This window comes from Rivularia sp. PCC 7116 (assembly GCF_000316665.1).
GTDB lineage: Bacteria > Cyanobacteriota > Cyanobacteriia > Cyanobacteriales > Nostocaceae > Rivularia.
The window spans coordinates 5,933,216-5,951,515 of the sequence record NC_019678.1 but is presented as its reverse complement, the minus strand read 5'-3'; the positions used below and the strand labels follow the sequence as shown (position 1 = coordinate 5,951,515).

The following is an 18,300-nucleotide window of genomic DNA, read 5'->3' as shown; positions in this document are numbered from 1 at the left end:
AAATCACTTAAACTATTGAAAAGATTCTTGATAGAACTCAAATCAGTAATTTTTCTAAGGTAACTTATTTACACCTTGATTAGGATTGATACCTGGAGTATTAAGTTCAGCAACATTACTAAAAGAAGCACCCAACTCAGAGCTTGCAGTAATATCGCTTTGAAGAGTAAATTGTTGTCGCTGTTGAATACCAAATATACCTTGATAATTAATAGCTACGTTTCCAGCAAAACTATTTATCCATAAATAATTACTTTATTGTGAAATATATCTCGACATTTGCGGTAATACCGCTGTTTTGTAGCGCCAAAAGAGTATTGGTATTAATTTCAATATTACCCCTGTTACCTGTTGCTGTAATAGTAATATGATTGCGAGGCTGCAAAGTTGAGCAAAGAACTCAAAAAATAAAATATAGCTGTTAAAAAGTAAGTATCAATAAGTAATTATTATTCTATTTCGCAATATAACCAATTTTGAAAATCAATGATTGAAGATATTTGAAAATATTAGCAATGGGATTATTTTTTGGTTCGACTTATTCAACCGGGAGTTTAATAGTAAATTCTGTACCTTCTCCAGGAGAAGAATTACAGCTTAATTTACCCTGATGCTTTTCTTCTATAATCTGCCTGCTTATCGATAATCCCAATCCGGTTCCTTTTCCTACGCTTTTTGTCGTAAAAAATTGTTCAAATATACTTTTGAAAATATCTTCTGGTATTCCAGGACCATTGTCTTTAAAATAAATAGTAACTATATCGCTATCTAAATCGAATTTGGTTTTAATCAAAATCTGGTGAGGATTTTTCTTTTTCTCTTCATAAGAAAAGTGGCTGTTATATTCATCTAAAGCATCTATAGAATTAGAAATAATATTCATAAATACTTGATTTAATTGACCGGAATAGCAATAAACTAAAGGTAGTTCTGCATAATCTTTGACTACTTTAATTTCTGGTCTTTTATTGCTAGCTTTCAAGCGATGCTTGAGAATCATTAAAGTGCTGTCAATACCTTCATGAATATCACAAGCGACTTTTAACGAACAATCAGTACGAGAGAAACTTCGCAAACTATTACTGATATTACCAATACGCTCTACTCCTATTTTCATAGAAGAAATAATCTGAGGTATATCTTCAATTAAGATACCTAACTCAATATCTTCTGCATCTTTTAAAATTTCAGAATGTGGGTTGGGGTAGTGATTTTGATAAAGTCGTAAATGCTTGATGATATCGGATGTATTTTCTTCTAAAAATTCTAGATTACCATCAATAAAACTGACAGGATTATTGATTTCATGAGCAACTCCAGCAACTAATTCGCCTAAAGCGGACATTTTTTCTGTTTGCACTAACTGTAACTGAGATTCTTGTAGCTCCGATAGAGCGGTTTTTAATTCTTCCGTGCGCTGCTCTACTCGTATTTCTAAGTTATTTTTCTGCTGGGCTAATTGCTCGTTCAAAAAGTGTATCTTTAAATGTACGTTCACCCGCGCCAATACTTCTTCTGTCTGAAAAGGCTTGGTAATATAGTCTACAGCACCTAAAGAAAGACCTTTTACTTTATCTACCGTATCAGCAAGTGCTGTCATAAAAATTATCGGGATTTCATGAGTTGCAGGATTTTGTTTGAGTCGGTTGCAAGTTTCAAATCCATCGATTCCCGGCATCATGACATCTAACAAAATCAAATCTGGTTTGGCATATTCAGCTTGCTCGACAGCACTTTCTCCATCAGTCGCCACTAGTATTTCCCATCCAGAATCAGCGATGGCTCCAGATAGCACTTTAAGATTTGTTGGGTTATCATCGACAATTAAAATAATTGCCTGCTCTAAATAATTCATAATTATATTTTTTCAATTTGAAAAGATTTTATATATTGTCTAATTTGTTTAAATTGAAAATTATCGGCAAGTTGTCGAACTTTAGCTACGAAAGGTTTAAATTTATCATCCGAACTTTCTAACTCATCTAATAAATGCAAGATAGCATTAACATTTCCTCGCATAGCTAAATCAAATAATTTGTTCATTTCTGCCGCACTTGGAATAACTATTTCTTTGTTGAGAGGTGCTTCATTTAAAGAATATTGCTCCTTATGTTCAGTTTTGACATAAGTCCACTCCAATTGTAAATAGTTGTGTAAAATTGTTAATAACTTATCAATCTGTACCGGTTTTGCTAAAAATTCATTTGCTCCAGCAGCTAAACTTTGATTCACATCAGCTTCAAAAACACTAGCGGAACAAACCACAATTGGTAAGTTATTCATTTCTGGATAGCCTCTAACAATTTGCATCATTTCTAAGCCATCCATTTGCGGCATAGATATGTCAGTTAAAATCAAATCTGGTTTGATACTTTCGAGTTTTCGTAAAGCCTCCTTACCGTTACTGGCTTCAAAGCAGCTAAAGCCAATGTTATGCAAATAATTGATAATAATAGAGCGATTTTCCCATTGATCGTCCACAATTAGAATGTTGTGTTTATCGCCTTTAAAACCGGTAATTTTTGTATTAGATAAATTAGTATTTTCCTTATTTACCTCCTCGCCTAAATTTAAGTCGGCATCAAACCAAAATTTACTACCCTCACCCAAATTACTTTCTACCTTAATTCCACTACCCATTAACTCAGTAATTTTGCGACTAATTGCCAATCCCAATCCCGTACCTTCTGTTTTTTTATGTTTATCTCCTACTTGTTCAAAAGGTAAGAATATTTTCTTTACTTGCTCTGGTGTCATTCCCACGCCGCTGTCGATAATTTCAAAGCGAATTTTATAAATATCTATGTCTAATTTCTTCTCTATTACTTGAATAGAAAAAGTTACTCCACCAGATTCAGTAAACTTAATTGCATTTCCTAATAAATTAAGCAAGACTTGCTGCAATCGCTTTTCATCAGCTCGAACAGTTGCAGGAAGTTGTGCATCTAGCTGATAATCAAACTCAATACCTTTTTCCTGGGCACGGATACGGCATATTTGGGCAACTCCAATTAAAAACGTAGAAAAATTGAAATCGCTATTATGTAATTCTAGTTTGCGAGCCTCTATCTTTGATAAATCTAAAATATCGTTAATTAAAGTCAATAAATGAGAACCGCACTGATAGATAATTCCTACACCATCGAGTTCGGATTTACCAATATTCTCCGAGCGTCGCAATATCTGTGCGTAACCCAAAATACCATTTAAAGGTGTTCGCAATTCATGACTCATATTTGCTAAAAACTCACTTTTAGCTTGGGAAGCAACGTCCGCAGCTTCTTTCGCGGCAACTAATTCTTTTGTTCTTGCTTCTACCTTTACTTCTAAAGTACGAGAGTATTCCTGTAACTTTTCGTTAGCCTGCTTCAACAGCCACTGCTTATGAAAATTACCCACTATAATTGCCGAACTAAACAAAGCAATAAAGGGAGAAACAGAAGGAATCCACCAGCCGATAATAAAGCTGCCATAACTGCTAATCATCAAAATACCGGCACAAATGCATATGCCCGCTACCGGCAATCCCCAAAATGCTCGCTTCCGGTGAGTATTAATCTGTAACAATCGCCAGCTAACACAACTACCAACAAAAGACCAAACAAAAACCCACAGCCATTCCCCTTGAGAAGATACGATATTTAGCATTGCCCTTTCATCTAATGCCGCACTCAAAATTTGGCTGATTATATGAGCGTGAATTTCTACACCAGCCATGCGAACATCATTATTTTTCAGATTACGAGCATAGCCCACATTATGAAAATCATTGGCACTTTTAGCCGTCGTACCTATCAATACGATGCGCGATCGCACTTGTTCTTCAGATACACGTCCCGATAATACATCTCGCAAAGTGACGGTATCAAAGCTTTTATCTAAATTACGAAAGTTAAGTAAAATTTGGTATCCATTTACATCCGCACCACGGTAAGCAAATTCGTCTCCATTTAGGGCGTAAGTAATTGCATTGCCGAATTTTATAGATTTACCTTCTGCATCGCTCGCTAATTCAATACCTTTATTTTCTAAGTATAAAATACTTAAATAAGCGGCTAAACCCACAAAAGTATTACCATTTTCATCTCCGGCAAATAGTAAAGCTCGTCGAATCTTACCATCTGTATCTAACAGTAAATCTGCAAGAGCGACTCGATCGAGTTCAGATAAAGTAGGGGATGGTGCAACTTTTTCCCCTAACATTTTCTTGACTCCAACTAAATTTGATGTGGTCTGCATCACCTTAACTAGTTCCTGATGACCGGGTTCCACTGGTAAATCTCGATAAATATCTATACCAATAGCTGCTGGCTGATACTGATTGAGTTTTTTTAAAGCATTAGCTAAATCAATATCTGGAATTGGCCACTTACCTATCTTAGTGATGTCCTGTTCGTCAATAGTGACTATTAAAATCCGCTTTTCTGACTGTTCTGAAGGACGCATCGCAAAAAAATGCTCTAGAGCAGTCCACTCTAGAAGCTGAAACCATCCTGCGGTACTAGCTGCAATTACAGCCAAAGCCACAGTTGGAGTTGTAATTGCCGATATACGCCATTGCCATAAAAAAGCTTTAAACTTTGACCACATCGCAATTTATATTAATTGACTATTGATTCTTGAGCGATTTCATCTAAACCCACAGAATTCAACAGTTGCTGCCAAGAATTCGCCACATATTGATTCGATGGCTGGGATTTTCTTAATTCTGCTAGAGTTGAAAGCGCATCGTACCACATACCTTCCCCTGCGAGTTCTGATGCTAACTCTACAGAAACTTTTTGGTTGAGCATATTTCCTTTTGATTCAACCCGCTCAATCCAACCGCTAATTAATTGATCGTCTGGTTCTAAATATTCGCCACAAATCATAGCCAAAGAATATTGATATTTTTTACCAGTTGCCAATACCGGAGCGGAAGCAGGAAGTTTAATTTCCATTATTCCAGCTTCCTCAGGTAAATCTAAAGTTGCTTGATAGTGATGGTTAAAGTTTTCATCCTGAATGCTAAAAAATGCTTTTCGGGCAGTAGTAGCAGGAACATAAACCATTATCGATGGACGCTGCTTAGCAGTTAAACCTATATTCGATTTAGGTAAAAGTTTGACAATTGACGTATTTTTGCTACTAACCTTAGCAATAGCGCAGCTACCTATATCGCGGGAAGCGCCGCTAGTGGAAGCATTTTCCTCCGGTGCTGATGTTACTGGTGGTATAAATTTAATCCGAGCTTGGGCTGGACTTATCCAGATAGGAATTAAAGAAATGGTAAACAAACAACCGATTGCTAAAAGTGTGAATTTAAAAAGTGATTTATTTTTCTTAGCCATAAAAAGATGCTTGGCCTGTAAAAAAGAGTAAAAAATATTTTTTATAGCTCATTTTCCGCAGAGTTCAGAGAAAATGATATTATTGACAGTCTATTGGTGTTATTGTTTAATCGCCATCGGTGCGTTTGCTGAAAATACTTATTATATGCAAACTCTATCTTTTGACTGAATAACAAGTATTACAGTAAAATTACGGTTTTTTAAAAGCATCAATTGTAAAGAAATTAAAGATTTTTTAACTAATTTTTTATATATTTTTCGACATTCTTATAAATAGGACTTACGCAATTGTCACAATGCCCGGTTGGTGCGTGACACTCAAAACATTATTAATACGTTCCTTCATTAATCAAAGTGTCACAGCACCCTACATCTGCAATCATTGCAAATTCGGTTTATCGCGATCAATTACTATGCACAGAATCTGCCCGATTACGAATTGATTCGGCGACAAAAGCAACAATTGCAGAGACTATAATTAAGATTACACTCAAAGCATTAATGTCTGGTTTTACACCCGTTCTAATACGGCTAAAAATTTCCATCGGTAAAGTATTTGAACCGCTACCAGCTGTAAAACTAGCGATTAGAAAGTCATCTAGACTCAACACAAAAGCCAACAAACAACCAGCAATAATTCCCGGCATTAATTGCGGCAATAATACTTTAATAAAAGCTTGAAAAGGCGTAGCTCCCAAATCTAAGGCAGCTTCTTCTAAATGAGGATCTAAATTAGTTAATCGAGAAGAAACAACAAGACCTATATATGCCAAACAAAATACCACATGAGCAGCAATGATAGTCCATACACTCAGACGTATTGCAAACGCCGCCAAAAATACCAAAGTTGCCACCGCGATCGCAATATCGGGGATAATCAACGGCAAATAAGACATTCCCCTATATAAACCCTTAAGAGGAAAGCGATAACGCGCTAAACCTACAGCCATCAAAGTTCCCAGTACCGCAGCAATACCTACAGAACTAAAAGCAACTATCAAACTATTTTGTAAAGCCGATAGAATACGCTCATCCCCGAACAATTTTTCATACCATTCCCAGGTAAATCCTTTCCAAGTGCCACTATAAGGCGATTGATTAAAACTATAAAAAGCTAGTACTGCTATGGGAAGATACATGACAACATACATAAGTAGCGAGAAAACCCCCTGCCATCCGATATGCAGTTTTTTCTTCGGTGGAGATATATTCATTGATAATTGGTAATGGGTAATTGGTAATTGGTAATTATAGTCGTTTTTACTCGTTACAAGGCTCTGCCTTGTAATGCATTTTCAGAGGCTCTGCCTCAAGTCTTGGGAAGAAGGCAGAGCCTTCATTTAATAGGTTCCCAGCCAGAGACTGGGAACCAGCGAACCTAGTGGTAACTGATTACTGTTAACTGATAACTGATTACAGCTTAGTTCCGCATTCGGGACAGAAATTGTTTGCAGCAGTGTTTTTAGCGCCGCAATTGCTGCAATAAACGGGTTCTTGAATAGCTTTCGGTGGCTGCTTGGCTAAACCAACCATTTGAGCATTGCTCTTTCCGGGGCCTACCATTGGATAGCAATTTTCGTCTTTGGTAACGCGAGCATTTATCACAACTGGGCCGTCATGAGCAATCATTTCGGCTATAGCATCTTCAAGCTGCTCTCGCTTTTCAATTACCATGCCTTTGATACCGTAAGCTTGACACAGCAATTCGATATCCGGCATTCCTACTTCCATATTGGAATTAGAATAACGCTCGCCGAAAAATGCCTGCTGCCACTGACGCACCATTCCTTGCCAACCGTTGTTAATAATTACGGTTTTGACATTTATTCCGTACTGCGCCAGAGTTCCCAATTCTTGCAAGTTCATTTGGAAACTAGCATCACCACTAATACAAATAACTTCTTCATCGGGGAATGCTACTTTTACACCCATTGCAGCCGGAACACCAAAACCCATTGTTCCCAAACCGGCGCTAGAAATCCAGCGACGGGGACCATTTTTGAGGAATTGTGCCGCCCACATTTGATGCTGCCCCACATCTGTAGTGCAGTAAGCATAAGGAGCTTGACGGGCAATTTCACCGATCACTTCTTGAGGAGAAACGCTATCAGCATGATGCGGTACTACTAAAGGATATTCTTCCTTCCAACGGTTAATTAAGCTCAACCACTCTTGAGTTTGCTGTGGTGCTTGCTTAATATTTCTTTCTTCACATCGACGCAATAATTTGATTAAAACTGTTTTCACATCCCCAACAATCGGCACTTCAGGAACGCGGTTTTTACCAACTTCTGCCGGATCTATATCGATGTGAATTACCTTGGCACGGGAAGCAAATTCATCTAACTTACCCGTTACCCTGTCATCGAATCTTGCACCAACGCAAATCAATAAATCGCAATCTGTAACTGCAAAGTTCGCATATGCGGTACCGTGCATTCCCAACATTGACAAGGAAAGCGGATGATGTTCGTCGAAAGCTCCGATACCCATCAATGTAGTGGTAACGGGAATCGAGAATAATTCCGCTAGCTGTTTAACTTCCTCGTGAGCGCCGGAAGTAATTGCACCACCTCCGACATACAAAAGAGGACGACGACTTTCGCGAATCAGTTGAATCGCTGCATTAATCTGCCGGGGATTTCCCTTCACCGTGGGACGATAACCGGGTAATTTCGCCGAGCCAGGTTCTACAGGAGTGTAATCAAATTCCTCAAAGGCTACATCTTTGGGAACGTCAATTAAAACAGGTCCCGGACGACCGCTGAGAGCGATATGAAAGGCTTCGGCGACAATTCGCGCCATATCTCTAGGGTCGCGTACTACGTAGGAATGTTTAACAATTGGTAGCGTAATCCCGTAAATATCGGTTTCTTGAAACGCATCCGTACCAATTGCCGCTCGCGAGACTTGTCCGGTAATTACAACCATCGGCACCGAATCCATATGAGCGGTAGCAATGCCGGTAACTAAATTGGTTGCACCCGGCCCCGAAGTACCAAAACAAACACCTACTTTACCAGTAGCGCGAGCGTAACCATCCGCAGCATGAGATGCACCTTGTTCGTGCCTAACTAAAATATGCTTGATGCCACCACTGGCTTCATCTCTATATAAATCATCATAAATCGGTAAAATAGCACCACCAGGATAACCAAAGATATGCTCAACGCCATGACGTTTTAAGCTATCAATTAATGCAAAACCGCCACTAGCACGTTTTGGAAAATGATTTGATTCGGTTAAAGAAGTTTGGGAAGAGGTAGATTCAACTTGCTGAACGCGAATTTGAGAAGACGATGACACGGCAAACCTCAGTTAATATCGTACTTAACTTTAAAAAAATTTGTAGTTGAAACTTCATTTTAATACCCTATGCACAAGTTTAGAAATAAGTCTATTTTCAGGACTTGCCCATTCCCCGATACCCAATGCCCAATGCCCTATGCCCCAAATCAAATTACATCTTTCAAAACTTTACGAGTATTGCGCCAAGCCCAAATACCAATAGTGGCAACTATAAAACTTATTCCTAAAAGTACGACTCGCAAACCAAAATAATTTGTCAATCTTTCTGTAATTAGTAAGGGTGCCGTCAAAGCAATATTTACCGCGTGATTTTGGAAGCCAAACATCTTACCGTGCATTTCTGGAGGTGTTTGCTGCTGAATTAGTGTTTGCATCGGTACGGCAATCAAGGCAGCACCCAAACCTAATAAAACACTGAGCGCTAAAGCTAAAGGTAAATTATAAATGAATGTAAACACGGCTAATACGAATGCCATGCTTAAAAATCCAAATAAAGGTAAAGGTTTGTGATGAAATCTTTCACCCCAGTGACCTAAAATACCAGCACCTAAAACCATTCCTACACCTGCTGCTGCCAGGAAAAAGCCAAATTGTTTTTCTTTTAAACCAAATTTTTCCGCCAATCGAATTGACAACGCAACCAAAGCAGCGAAAACACAATATAAAGCGGTTAGCTGCACCATTGCGTTCATAATCAAGCGCTTTTTCTTCAGATAGCGCAGGCAGTCTTTAAATTCGGTTAAAGGATTGACTTTTTCTGCTTGAAAAGTCGGTTTTTTACTCCTTAACTTTACAGGTATTTTTATCAGTGAAGAAATCAGATATAGCCCACCCACAACAAGCTCTTGTCCATAACTTTCCCCTAGCCAATTTTTACCCAAACTTAATAGGGGTTCGCCTACAGCAAAGCCAATAATAATAGCACCCATCATAGTGCTGGTAAATAGCGCATTGGCAGCCATTAAATTATCTCGCTTCACCAGAATTGGTATAGCAGCTTGTTCGGCTGGCGCGAAAAATTGCACAATTACGGAATTAGCAAAAGTAATTGCCAGTAAAATCAAAAATTCTCTTGGTAAAAACGGAATAGCTATAGTTAAAAGTCCGCGTAGTAAATCCGAGCCAATCATAATCGGCTTTTTAGGAAAGCGGTCAACAATGATACCGCCTAGCGAACCAAGCAAAATTGCTGGTAAAGTAAAGGCTAGAAACAAATCCGCACGTCTACCATCTTCAACTACACCTGCTGCAAGTGGGTACTTTTCAAGCAGTGCAATTGTCAAAACAAAAAAGATTTTGTCTGCTAGCTGACATATAATTTGTCCGATCCATACCAGCATAAAGTTACGGTTTTTGAGTACCGCACCAAATCCTTTATTAACAGCAGCAGGTTCAGTTGGAAACATTCGTTCGATTGGGGTTAGTGACTGCGTTACCGGGAGAAAGTTAGAAGTTGTAAATTAAAAGTTGTAAGCTATGAGTTATGTAGCCATTTTTATTCTAAAAAAGATTAGTCGCGGAAGTCTCTTACTCTCTCGTCGCAAGTAGCAAGATGCTCCCACTACATAAATTCATTTTCTAAGACTATAAATTATGAATTATGAATTATTTGCGATATTTTTAACTTTTCATCCTAAATTCCTAACTTCTAACTTTTAACTTATAAATTCTCCTCCCGTTTGTATTCAAGCTTTTCCGGACTAAATCTCTTCATAACTTTTTAATACTATTTGGATAAACTCAGCCCCAGTAAGGGATAGAGGTAATTCTCCTGACGGTGAATCTACAGAATATCCTTCAACAGTTGACGGCGATCGCCATAATTCTAAATGCTCTACGGCAGGTTGTGCGTAAAAGTTATTATGACTGCTACCAAGCAAGCAAGAACTCCAGTGAGTGAAGTAATCATGACTCATCCGATGGATAGGAAAATTACCATGTATTGGTACCATCCATCCATCTATAGCAATAAAAGCCTTAACATTACCTCCGAAAATCTGCCATAAACTAGCGGCAGAAATTGCCCCAACGACACCAGCACTAAAGCCGATGAACACAACAGGCGATTTTAGCTTATCTGCTAAACTCTCTCGTAAGAACTGCCAAATATGAAATCCCGATAAAACTGATAGATTATTTGCCGGAAATTCCAGTATATTCACTGACTTATTGTTAGATAAGCGATTAGAATCTGTTTCTAATAAACATTTGATGAAGTTTTGCGTCAAGCTTGATTCGTGAATTCCGGGACAAATAATTACGTTCATTTGTTTTTGCTAAAGGATTTACAAAATTGATTTGCTAACAATTTAGATTGCTATCGATATAACTTTTAAACAAAAAAGCATTTGTCACAATTCCTCTATAAAAAAAAATGGGCAGCCTGCCCATTTTTTTTAGAAGTAGGTCGGTAAACACAACTGTTTTTGATAAATATAAAGTTTTTTATCATTTTATCTCTTAACTGGTTAGCAGTTAACAGTAATTAATAACTGAAAAACAGAAATATTACAGTTGACTAATAAATGGTAAATTTTTTTATCAAAAGATAAAGGGGTATGTAATTAAAACTCTAAATGTGTAATTATCAGCAATCCTATGCCCTGGGATGGGATTATTAACTACACTAAAGCAGTAAAATATTACTACCAAGGTTGCACAGAGGAATTAATAGTGGTAACTACACCAGAAAAAATCCAACATACCCACGAGCATCTACCAGCACAAAATCGAGTAGCCGTACTACTAATGGGTTACGGTGAAGTAGAAAGCTACGAAGATTTTGCCAACTATAACGAGCAAGCTTTGAATTTACTTACAGCAAAGTTTGCACCGGTACCCACCTGGATTTACCCTCCTCTAGCAAAGATGTTGGCAATGTTCGATCTCCATGAATGGGGACATACACACGATAATTTCATTTCTCCCCACAACGCCATCTTTGAAAAGCAACGCGCTGGGATAGAACAGCAGCTACAAGAAAAATGGGGTGATAAAGTACAGGTTTTCAAGGCTTTCAACTTTTGCGCTCCCCATCTTCCCCATCAAGTGTTAGCGGAAATTCGTAACCAAGGCTTTGATAAGCTCTTAATTTATCCTTTACTTGTAGTAGATTCCATCTTTACCAGCGGTATCGCTTTAGAACAAGTCAATAAAGGCTTATCTCAGATGGCTGAAGGTGAAGAGCATTGGCTAAAAGCACAGCGCTACATTCCTACTTTCTATAACGAACCCAAATACATCAAGTTGTTGGCGAAACTTGTAGAAGAAAAGATATCTGCCGAATTAGCAAACGCTTATCTTCCTTCAGAAATTGGTATCGTATTAATGAATCACGGCTGTCCCCACAAAGCCAAAGGATTCACTTCCGGTATTACCGAATCTCAAATACTTTACGATTTAGTCCGTGAAGAATTAATTAACCGTTATCCCTTAATTTCTGTAGGTTGGCTCAATCACGACACACCTTTGATTGAATGGACTCAACCAAATGCCGAGCAAGCAGCTAAAAACCTAATTCAAATAGGTGCAAAAGCAATAGTGTATATGCCTATCGGCTTTGCTACAGAAAATCATGAGACTCTCTTAGACGTACATCACATTATCCATAACGTTGAGAAAAAGCATAAGAATGTAAACTGCATTCAGATGGATTGCGTCAACGACCATCATGAATTTATGATTATGGCTGCCCAATGGGCTGATTCTCACATAGAAGAATTATTATCAGAAGAAGCAGCAGCAATTAATCCTTCACAAGCAGTTGCTCATCACCATCATCATCATTAGATTGGGAATAGGGCATGAGGCATAAGGCATTGGTAATATTTTCTAATCTCCCTTGCTTTTCCCTTAGCTTTTAATCCCATATTTGAAAAGAAAATAAAACAACTCTTGTGGGGTGGGCATCTTGCCCGCCCTTTTTTTTATTTGTATATCAGAACTCTATGCCCAATGCCCAATGCCCCATGCCCAATTCCCAATTCCCAAATTCCTAATTCCGTTAAAATACATAAATGGCAAACAAACACCTAACAATCAAACAACTTACGGTTATAGTTGGTGGTGGTTTGACTCCGAGGATGGTTAGGCATTATCACAAGTTGGGGTTACTACCAGAAGCGCAACGTTCCTCCGGTAATTATCGTCTGTATACTGATGCTGACGTGCAGCAGTTGCGGCGAATTTTGGCGTTGAAATCTCAAGGTTTTCAATTAGACGATATTCGTCAATTATTGAATTCTCCGGAGATGATGAGTTTCGATGCTTTGGCTTCCCAATTGCAACAGCAATATCATTCGGTTACGGAGCAGTTAGCGCGATTGCGACAAACAGCATCGGCTTTAGAAGAATTTTTGTTAAGGGATAAAGGTTCTCAAGATACTCAGCTACAAGCATTAGAGCAATTAAAACAAGTAGAAATAGAATCAGCTTTTGGTTTGCAAGATTTAGATCGACTTTGGGATGGTTTACATGCAACACAAAATATTCAACCCGAAGATTTTAGCGAGTCGCTACAGCAAATATTGCCAGATTTATCTAAAAAAAACGAAATTGAAAAAGATTTACTTTCCAAGCTAGTGTTTGCTTGCGGTGATGTCAGCTTGGTAAACTTTGTCAGATTAAGTAAAGATGCAATAGTTGCAGCCAGACATAACCTCAACGAAGACTGCGAGATTGTTGCTGATGTCTCCCCAGTTTTTGCAGCACTCGATCGTACACGTATTAGACATTTAGGCGCAAATGTCAAGACTTTAATTGACGATCCCCACATTCATAGCGTTGATGAAGCAGAAAGAAAGTTTTGGCAAGATAAAGAATGGCTTGAAAAGTTAAAGCAGTTAAAACCGGGCTGTATATTAGTTATTGGTTATGCACCATCGGTGTTGATGTCAGCATTGAAACTTGTAGAAGAAGAAGAGTTACAACCATCTTTAATTATAGGAATGCCTATCGGTTTCAATCATGCACCTTTCTCGAAACGTCGTTTAATGAATTCAAAAGTGGAGTATATTACCACTGTGGGAACCCTTGGTGGTGGATTGTTGGCAGCAGTGGCTTTAAATGCTTTAGTAGGTTCGTTGATTGAAAGACCTGATTGTCATTGTTATTTGAGTCATCGTCAGTGAGCAGTGAACAGTGAGCAGTGAAAGATTAATTATTCAGCAATAGCTTTTGCAGTGTCACGCACCAGCTTATTCTTGTGACAATTGCGACAATTTCTATTATTAATACCTTTAACCTTTAACCTTTAACCTCAAATGATGAATCAAGATTGGTTGCTAACGGATGATGGAGAATGTGAAGCTAGGGAAGTTATTGAGGAAACCGAACTACCCGAAAATCCCTACCGGTTGTTTCGCTTTTTGACTAATTTAGAGGATATTCTGCAAAATACTAGTGACGATATACAGCGACTTGAACAAATCCGTCCTTTAGTACGGCGGTTGCTTAACAGTTCGGAATGGCTGCACTATGAGTACTTAGAGGCAGATGCAGATACGGGTTGGTCTGTTACAACTCTTTACGACGAACCGGATTTTCCCCTAACGGTACAAACAGTAGTTTGGTTGCCTGGTTCTGTTTCGCCAATTCATAACCATGCAACTTGGGGAGTTGTAGCAATCTTGAGTGGAGAGGAAAAAAATATTGTTTGGAAGAAAGCAGATAATAGCGAACGGATTGAAAAAGCAGGGGAATTAACTCTTTCTCCTGGTGACATTATTAGTTTTACTGGCGATGCCATTCATCACGTAGAAGTTGTAGGTGATGAACCAACGGTTAGTTTTAATATATACGGCGAAACCAACTACGACCAACGTTATGAATTTAACCCAATTAACTATACGGCAACAAATTTTTAAGGTATAGTTTCCCTGTTAAAAAAAAAATGAATCCATTTAGATATTAGTTTTGTATAACTAATGGGTTCTAATCTATTAGTAGGAGAAGCTTTATGAAAGTTAATTATTTGGCTACGCTTACAGCAGTTTCTTTGCTGAGTTTAGGAATTGTAGTTGGATGTGCTAACCCTTGCGCTGGAAAGACTAACGATGGTTCGGAAACTACAGATCAAGTCGATCCCTGTGCTGGTAAGAAGAATCCTTGTGCTAGTAAAGAAAATCCCTGCGCTAGTAAGAATCCTTGTGCTAGTAAAGATAAGCAGTAAGATGAATTTTAGTTAGGGCGGGCAGGGATGCCCGCACCACAAGAATTTACATAAAAACAGCAATTTTACCTGTGTAGAATACATTTTGAAACCTCACCCCGCCCTGCGGGCACCCCTCTCCGATGTTTTGGATAAGGGAAAGGAATGGGGGTTGCCGAAGTAGGGTGTGTTATCGCGCAGCGTAACGCACCACATACAGTAAAGCAGTACTACAAAGGAAGTATCTAAACTTTCAAATCTTGCATAGCTAGACGAATCTGTTCGATACGTCTGCGGTTGACTCCTAAATCTGATTCTCCTACACGAGATGCAGAACGAACATGAATCACGTTTTCATCGGTGGGAAAGTAAAATTCTACGTCGTCAGTAAATTTAAAAATTCTGCTTTTAGAAAGAGCATGAATGTAATTATCTTGTTGTTCTACAACTTCTGTACGAGGAACAACTGTAAGAACTTTGAGTAAAGTTTCTTTGGCTTTGTCGCGATCTACATGGTAGGGAATCGGCTTAATAGCGTGCTTTTCGTCACCATTTTGACTAACAACGCAATTTGGGGAAGCTGGACAGAAATCAAGATGATTTTCACTAATTCCTACCGCTAAAGTCGCATTAGGAAAGATTAAAAGACTAGCTAAGCTTAGGAATAGTACGCAAAATATAGAAATAAAGCGAGACATTAATGACATTGGAAAATTATTCCTCAAGGTTTGAATAGGATTTACCTCGATTATTTTCGGTCATTTTGGGTGTTTTTGAAAAACCTCACCCCTTCCCCTCTCCTTATCAAGGAGAGGGGTGTAATAATTCCTTATCTTCCCTTCTCCTTAACAAAGAGAGGGGTGTCCGTTAGGACGGGGTGAGGTTCTAAAAATGTGGTGCAAAGAAACCCGGTTTTTTGGAAAAAGCGGGTTTCTAAATTTTTTCGTAGCGTATTTATTGAATGAAACGAGATTCCGAAAATACGGTGAAGAATTAGGAGGTAGGTTGGGTGGAGTGGAGCGCAACCCAACATACGTTAATCTCTCTACTCCCTAATCCCTGTAAAATGACTAGTCTAAAGTATCTTTGATATCGTTAACAGCACCTTTCACAGCATTCTTTGTTGCATCTACTGCGCCCTTAGTGCGTGCTGCATCTTCTTCAGCGCGTCTTTGGATTGTTACTGCGTCTCTATTAGCTTTGCGCTCTAAGAAATTACCGCTTCCATCTGTTGCGTTTTCAACTCTGTCAGCATTATTGGATGCAGTACGTTGAACTTGGTTTTTTACATCTTCGATAAAACCTTTGGTGTTTTGAGCATCTTCGCTTGCTTTGCTTTTAGCATCGCCAGCTATACCCGAAGCAATTAAAGTAGGATTGTTTGCTGCGATCGCAACATTATTGCTGAAAAATCCCAAAGTAGCAGATAAGCAAAACATAGCTATAGCCAAGAAACGTCCGATCTTAACTACGTTTGAGGTTAAAAATTGTAAGCTCATAGAATATTTTTTTCCTGTAGATTTAGCACTCTATTTTTAATTGATTTGCACTGTGGGTTATAACTTTCTTTCGGTAGAGGTTCTTTATTTGCAAAGGGTGAGATTTGAGTGATGAAACTCTGACTTTGGGTTGAAGCTTTGCGGGCATTTGTTGTATCTGTATTTAGACAAGAATTAGTAATATACCAGTACTATAAAAATAATATTTTAATAAAGGTGTCTTAAAATGCAGGTAATTCAAAACTGTCAAATCGATCCAGAATACTTTGAGCCTATTAGCGAATGTGCCGATGCTGTAGGGATGGAATGTGAGAATCCTGGTAGCGAATGGCCTTGGAATGTTATTTCAATGAATGCAACTGCTTACTCATGTGGGGCCATTTGTCGGGTAGGAGATGAAATGGAACATAATCATAGTGCTGAAGAACTCGCAATGTGCAAACGATTAGCTAGTGAAATAGCTGAACTTGCAAAAGATATTAGTTGGGGCGCTCATTCAGCATCTATAGTAGCTCCGAGTCCGTTTTACGTAGTTGCAAATATTGGTGCAGAAGTACCTGTAAAAATTGATAAAAAATTAATTCGTCGTATATTTGGAGGAACTATTTACCCGCCTGCCAAGATTTTAATTGAGCCATTGCAAGAACGAGGGGAATGGTGGTCTTATGTAATAGGTGGATTTATTGATGACGAGGAAGATAATGACCATTTTCTACAAACTTGGCGTGACATGATTGCCTGGTTTCATAAACAACCAGAGTTACACGGACAAGCTTTTGTACAAATTGGAGAAGATATGCTTCATGAAGATGAGAATGGTGCATGTGTATTTCCAAGACTTGCATTAGCTATTACGAAAGCCGGTAGTGTAGTTGGCTTGTGGAATCGTGTTGTTGAAGCTTAAAAACGGTAAGTGACTTAGATGGTGCCGTACACCCATTGTCTTATTATTGCTTTGTACATCAGTCAGTGTACAAGCACCCTACAAGAAAAATATTTCGTTTGCCTAAGTCTTACTAGCAATGCAACATATCAAGGATTAGCGGGTGAATATTTTCCAAATTTCCAACTCCAATTAGTCGCATTTTGAGTTTCTAAGACTTCCTCAATATCAAATTCTACTAAACGCTTTGCTCCTGCAAATTCAGTGATTTTTTCAGCATCCCAAACTATTTTTGCTTTCCCTGTAAGCTGCAAAGTATGACCGTTTTCAAAGTCTACAAATATGATACCGGCATTGGGATTAATGGCAAAATTCCCGAAAGTTTGAAACATATTATTCCCAGCATAATCGGGAAATACCAGCTTATTATCGTTAACAACTCGCACAAATCCTGGATTACCTCCACGGTGAGAAGCATCTGCACCAATCTCGGGATTAAAGCTAGCAATAAAGAAGGTGTCGGATTGAGAAATCCAGTTTTTATTGGAGTTGCTTAAAGCTTTTCTATTGAAAATTTGAGATTGACTTGGTGATTCAGCTTCACTAATTTCCAAGTGTCTAGTTTGAATATATTTAGGACAGTTAAAAAATACTTCTTTAATTTCTAATTTTATGATTTTCTCTGATATCTCTTGCTTTTGAATTTCTGCTTTACCATTGAGACGCAAACGACGACGATTTGTTAAATCAATTGCCAATATTCCGATGTGGGAATTACTTTTTAGATTGCTGTAAAGTATATCCTTGGCTGTAGAAATTGGATTAATTTGTACGGATTGTTGATTCAAAACCTTTATAAAACCAGCTTCTCCCAACAATAAAGAAGCCCATACTTTACCATTTGCATCTACAGTACTAGCTGCTGCAAACTGTTGAGTTCCAAGAAATTCTTCAGCTTTCGGTTGGATAACACTATTAATACCGCTTAACAACCGTCGTGCTTCTTCTTGCACCCCTGCTTGGTTTTGAACCGCGATTTCTCCAGAATGAAAAGACATTTTGTTTGGATTGAGAATGAGTAAATACCCCTTAGAATTGAGTTTAGCTCAAATCTTGCAAAATTATTGTTAA

15 protein-coding genes are annotated in these 18,300 nt (G+C 38.3%); 5 read left to right on the top strand and 10 right to left on the bottom strand.

The genetic code is table 11. From position 1 onward, the window contains the following. Positions 1–538: 538 nt before the first annotated feature. The 7 genes from RIV7116_RS22995 to RIV7116_RS22965 all read right to left on the bottom strand — a co-directional run bounded on the left by RIV7116_RS22995 (position 539) and on the right by RIV7116_RS22965 (position 10,906). Positions 539–1,855: a response regulator gene (locus RIV7116_RS22995; protein WP_015120720.1), complete on the bottom strand. Its 1,317-nt coding sequence runs from the start codon at positions 1,853–1,855 to the stop codon at positions 539–541. Between the two features lie 2 nt (positions 1,856–1,857). Continuing rightward, positions 1,858–4,590 carry a CHASE2 domain-containing protein gene (locus tag RIV7116_RS22990; RefSeq protein ID WP_015120719.1) on the bottom strand — a complete coding sequence of 911 codons (2,733 nt, stop codon included), beginning with the start codon at positions 4,588–4,590 and terminating at the stop codon, positions 1,858–1,860. Between the two features lie 11 nt (positions 4,591–4,601). After that, entirely contained in the window at positions 4,602–5,330 is a 729-nt protein-coding gene (locus RIV7116_RS22985) for a DUF928 domain-containing protein (RefSeq protein WP_015120718.1), read from the bottom strand. Between the two features lie 404 nt (positions 5,331–5,734). Further along, entirely contained in the window at positions 5,735–6,544 is an 810-nt protein-coding gene (locus RIV7116_RS22980) for an ABC transporter permease (RefSeq protein ID WP_015120717.1), read from the bottom strand. Positions 6,545–6,743: 199 nt separating this feature from the next. Next, entirely contained in the window at positions 6,744–8,618 is a 1,875-nt protein-coding gene (gene ilvB / locus RIV7116_RS22975; RefSeq protein WP_371261663.1) for a biosynthetic-type acetolactate synthase large subunit, read from the bottom strand. Between the two features lie 167 nt (positions 8,619–8,785). Continuing rightward, the gene (locus RIV7116_RS22970; RefSeq protein WP_015120715.1) at positions 8,786–10,045 is read right to left on the bottom strand and encodes an MFS transporter; all 1,260 of its coding nucleotides are present in this window, start codon (positions 10,043–10,045) and stop codon (positions 8,786–8,788) included. Positions 10,046–10,339: 294 nt separating this feature from the next. Beyond that, positions 10,340–10,906, bottom strand: a complete 567-nt coding sequence (locus tag RIV7116_RS22965; RefSeq protein WP_015120714.1) for a hypothetical protein — start codon at positions 10,904–10,906, stop codon at positions 10,340–10,342. A gap of 406 nt (positions 10,907–11,312) precedes the next feature. Between RIV7116_RS22965 and RIV7116_RS22960 the strand changes: the two genes are divergently transcribed. The 4 genes from RIV7116_RS22960 (at position 11,313) to RIV7116_RS22945 (ending at position 14,808) form a co-directional block, all read left to right on the top strand. Beyond that, positions 11,313–12,428, top strand: coding sequence for a ferrochelatase (locus tag RIV7116_RS22960; RefSeq protein ID WP_044292225.1), 1,116 nt, complete (start codon positions 11,313–11,315; stop codon positions 12,426–12,428). A gap of 227 nt (positions 12,429–12,655) precedes the next feature. Beyond that, the gene (locus RIV7116_RS22955; protein ID WP_015120712.1) at positions 12,656–13,768 is read left to right on the top strand and encodes a precorrin-8X methylmutase; all 1,113 of its coding nucleotides are present in this window, start codon (positions 12,656–12,658) and stop codon (positions 13,766–13,768) included. A gap of 132 nt (positions 13,769–13,900) precedes the next feature. Then, positions 13,901–14,503, top strand: coding sequence for a hypothetical protein (locus RIV7116_RS22950; RefSeq protein WP_015120711.1), 603 nt, complete (start codon positions 13,901–13,903; stop codon positions 14,501–14,503). 92 nt (positions 14,504–14,595) lie between these two features. Continuing rightward, positions 14,596–14,808 carry a hypothetical protein gene (locus tag RIV7116_RS22945; RefSeq protein WP_015120710.1) on the top strand — a complete coding sequence of 71 codons (213 nt, stop codon included), beginning with the start codon at positions 14,596–14,598 and terminating at the stop codon, positions 14,806–14,808. 224 nt (positions 14,809–15,032) lie between these two features. Here the strand turns inward: RIV7116_RS22945 and RIV7116_RS22940 are convergent, their stop codons facing one another. Both RIV7116_RS22940 and RIV7116_RS22935 read right to left on the bottom strand, forming a co-directional pair. Further along, the gene (locus RIV7116_RS22940) at positions 15,033–15,494 is read right to left on the bottom strand and encodes a DUF1499 domain-containing protein (protein ID WP_015120709.1); all 462 of its coding nucleotides are present in this window, start codon (positions 15,492–15,494) and stop codon (positions 15,033–15,035) included. Between the two features lie 363 nt (positions 15,495–15,857). Next, a complete protein-coding gene (locus tag RIV7116_RS22935) occupies positions 15,858–16,286 on the bottom strand; it encodes a hypothetical protein (RefSeq protein ID WP_015120708.1) in 429 nt (142 codons plus the stop codon). Positions 16,287–16,512: 226 nt separating this feature from the next. Between RIV7116_RS22935 and RIV7116_RS22930 the strand changes: the two genes are divergently transcribed. Further along, the gene (locus tag RIV7116_RS22930; protein ID WP_015120707.1) at positions 16,513–17,190 is read left to right on the top strand and encodes a hypothetical protein; all 678 of its coding nucleotides are present in this window, start codon (positions 16,513–16,515) and stop codon (positions 17,188–17,190) included. Between the two features lie 128 nt (positions 17,191–17,318). Here the strand turns inward: RIV7116_RS22930 and RIV7116_RS22925 are convergent, their stop codons facing one another. Next, positions 17,319–18,227 carry a pyridoxamine 5'-phosphate oxidase family protein gene (locus RIV7116_RS22925; RefSeq protein ID WP_015120706.1) on the bottom strand — a complete coding sequence of 303 codons (909 nt, stop codon included), beginning with the start codon at positions 18,225–18,227 and terminating at the stop codon, positions 17,319–17,321. Between the last annotated feature and the right edge of the window lie 73 nt (positions 18,228–18,300).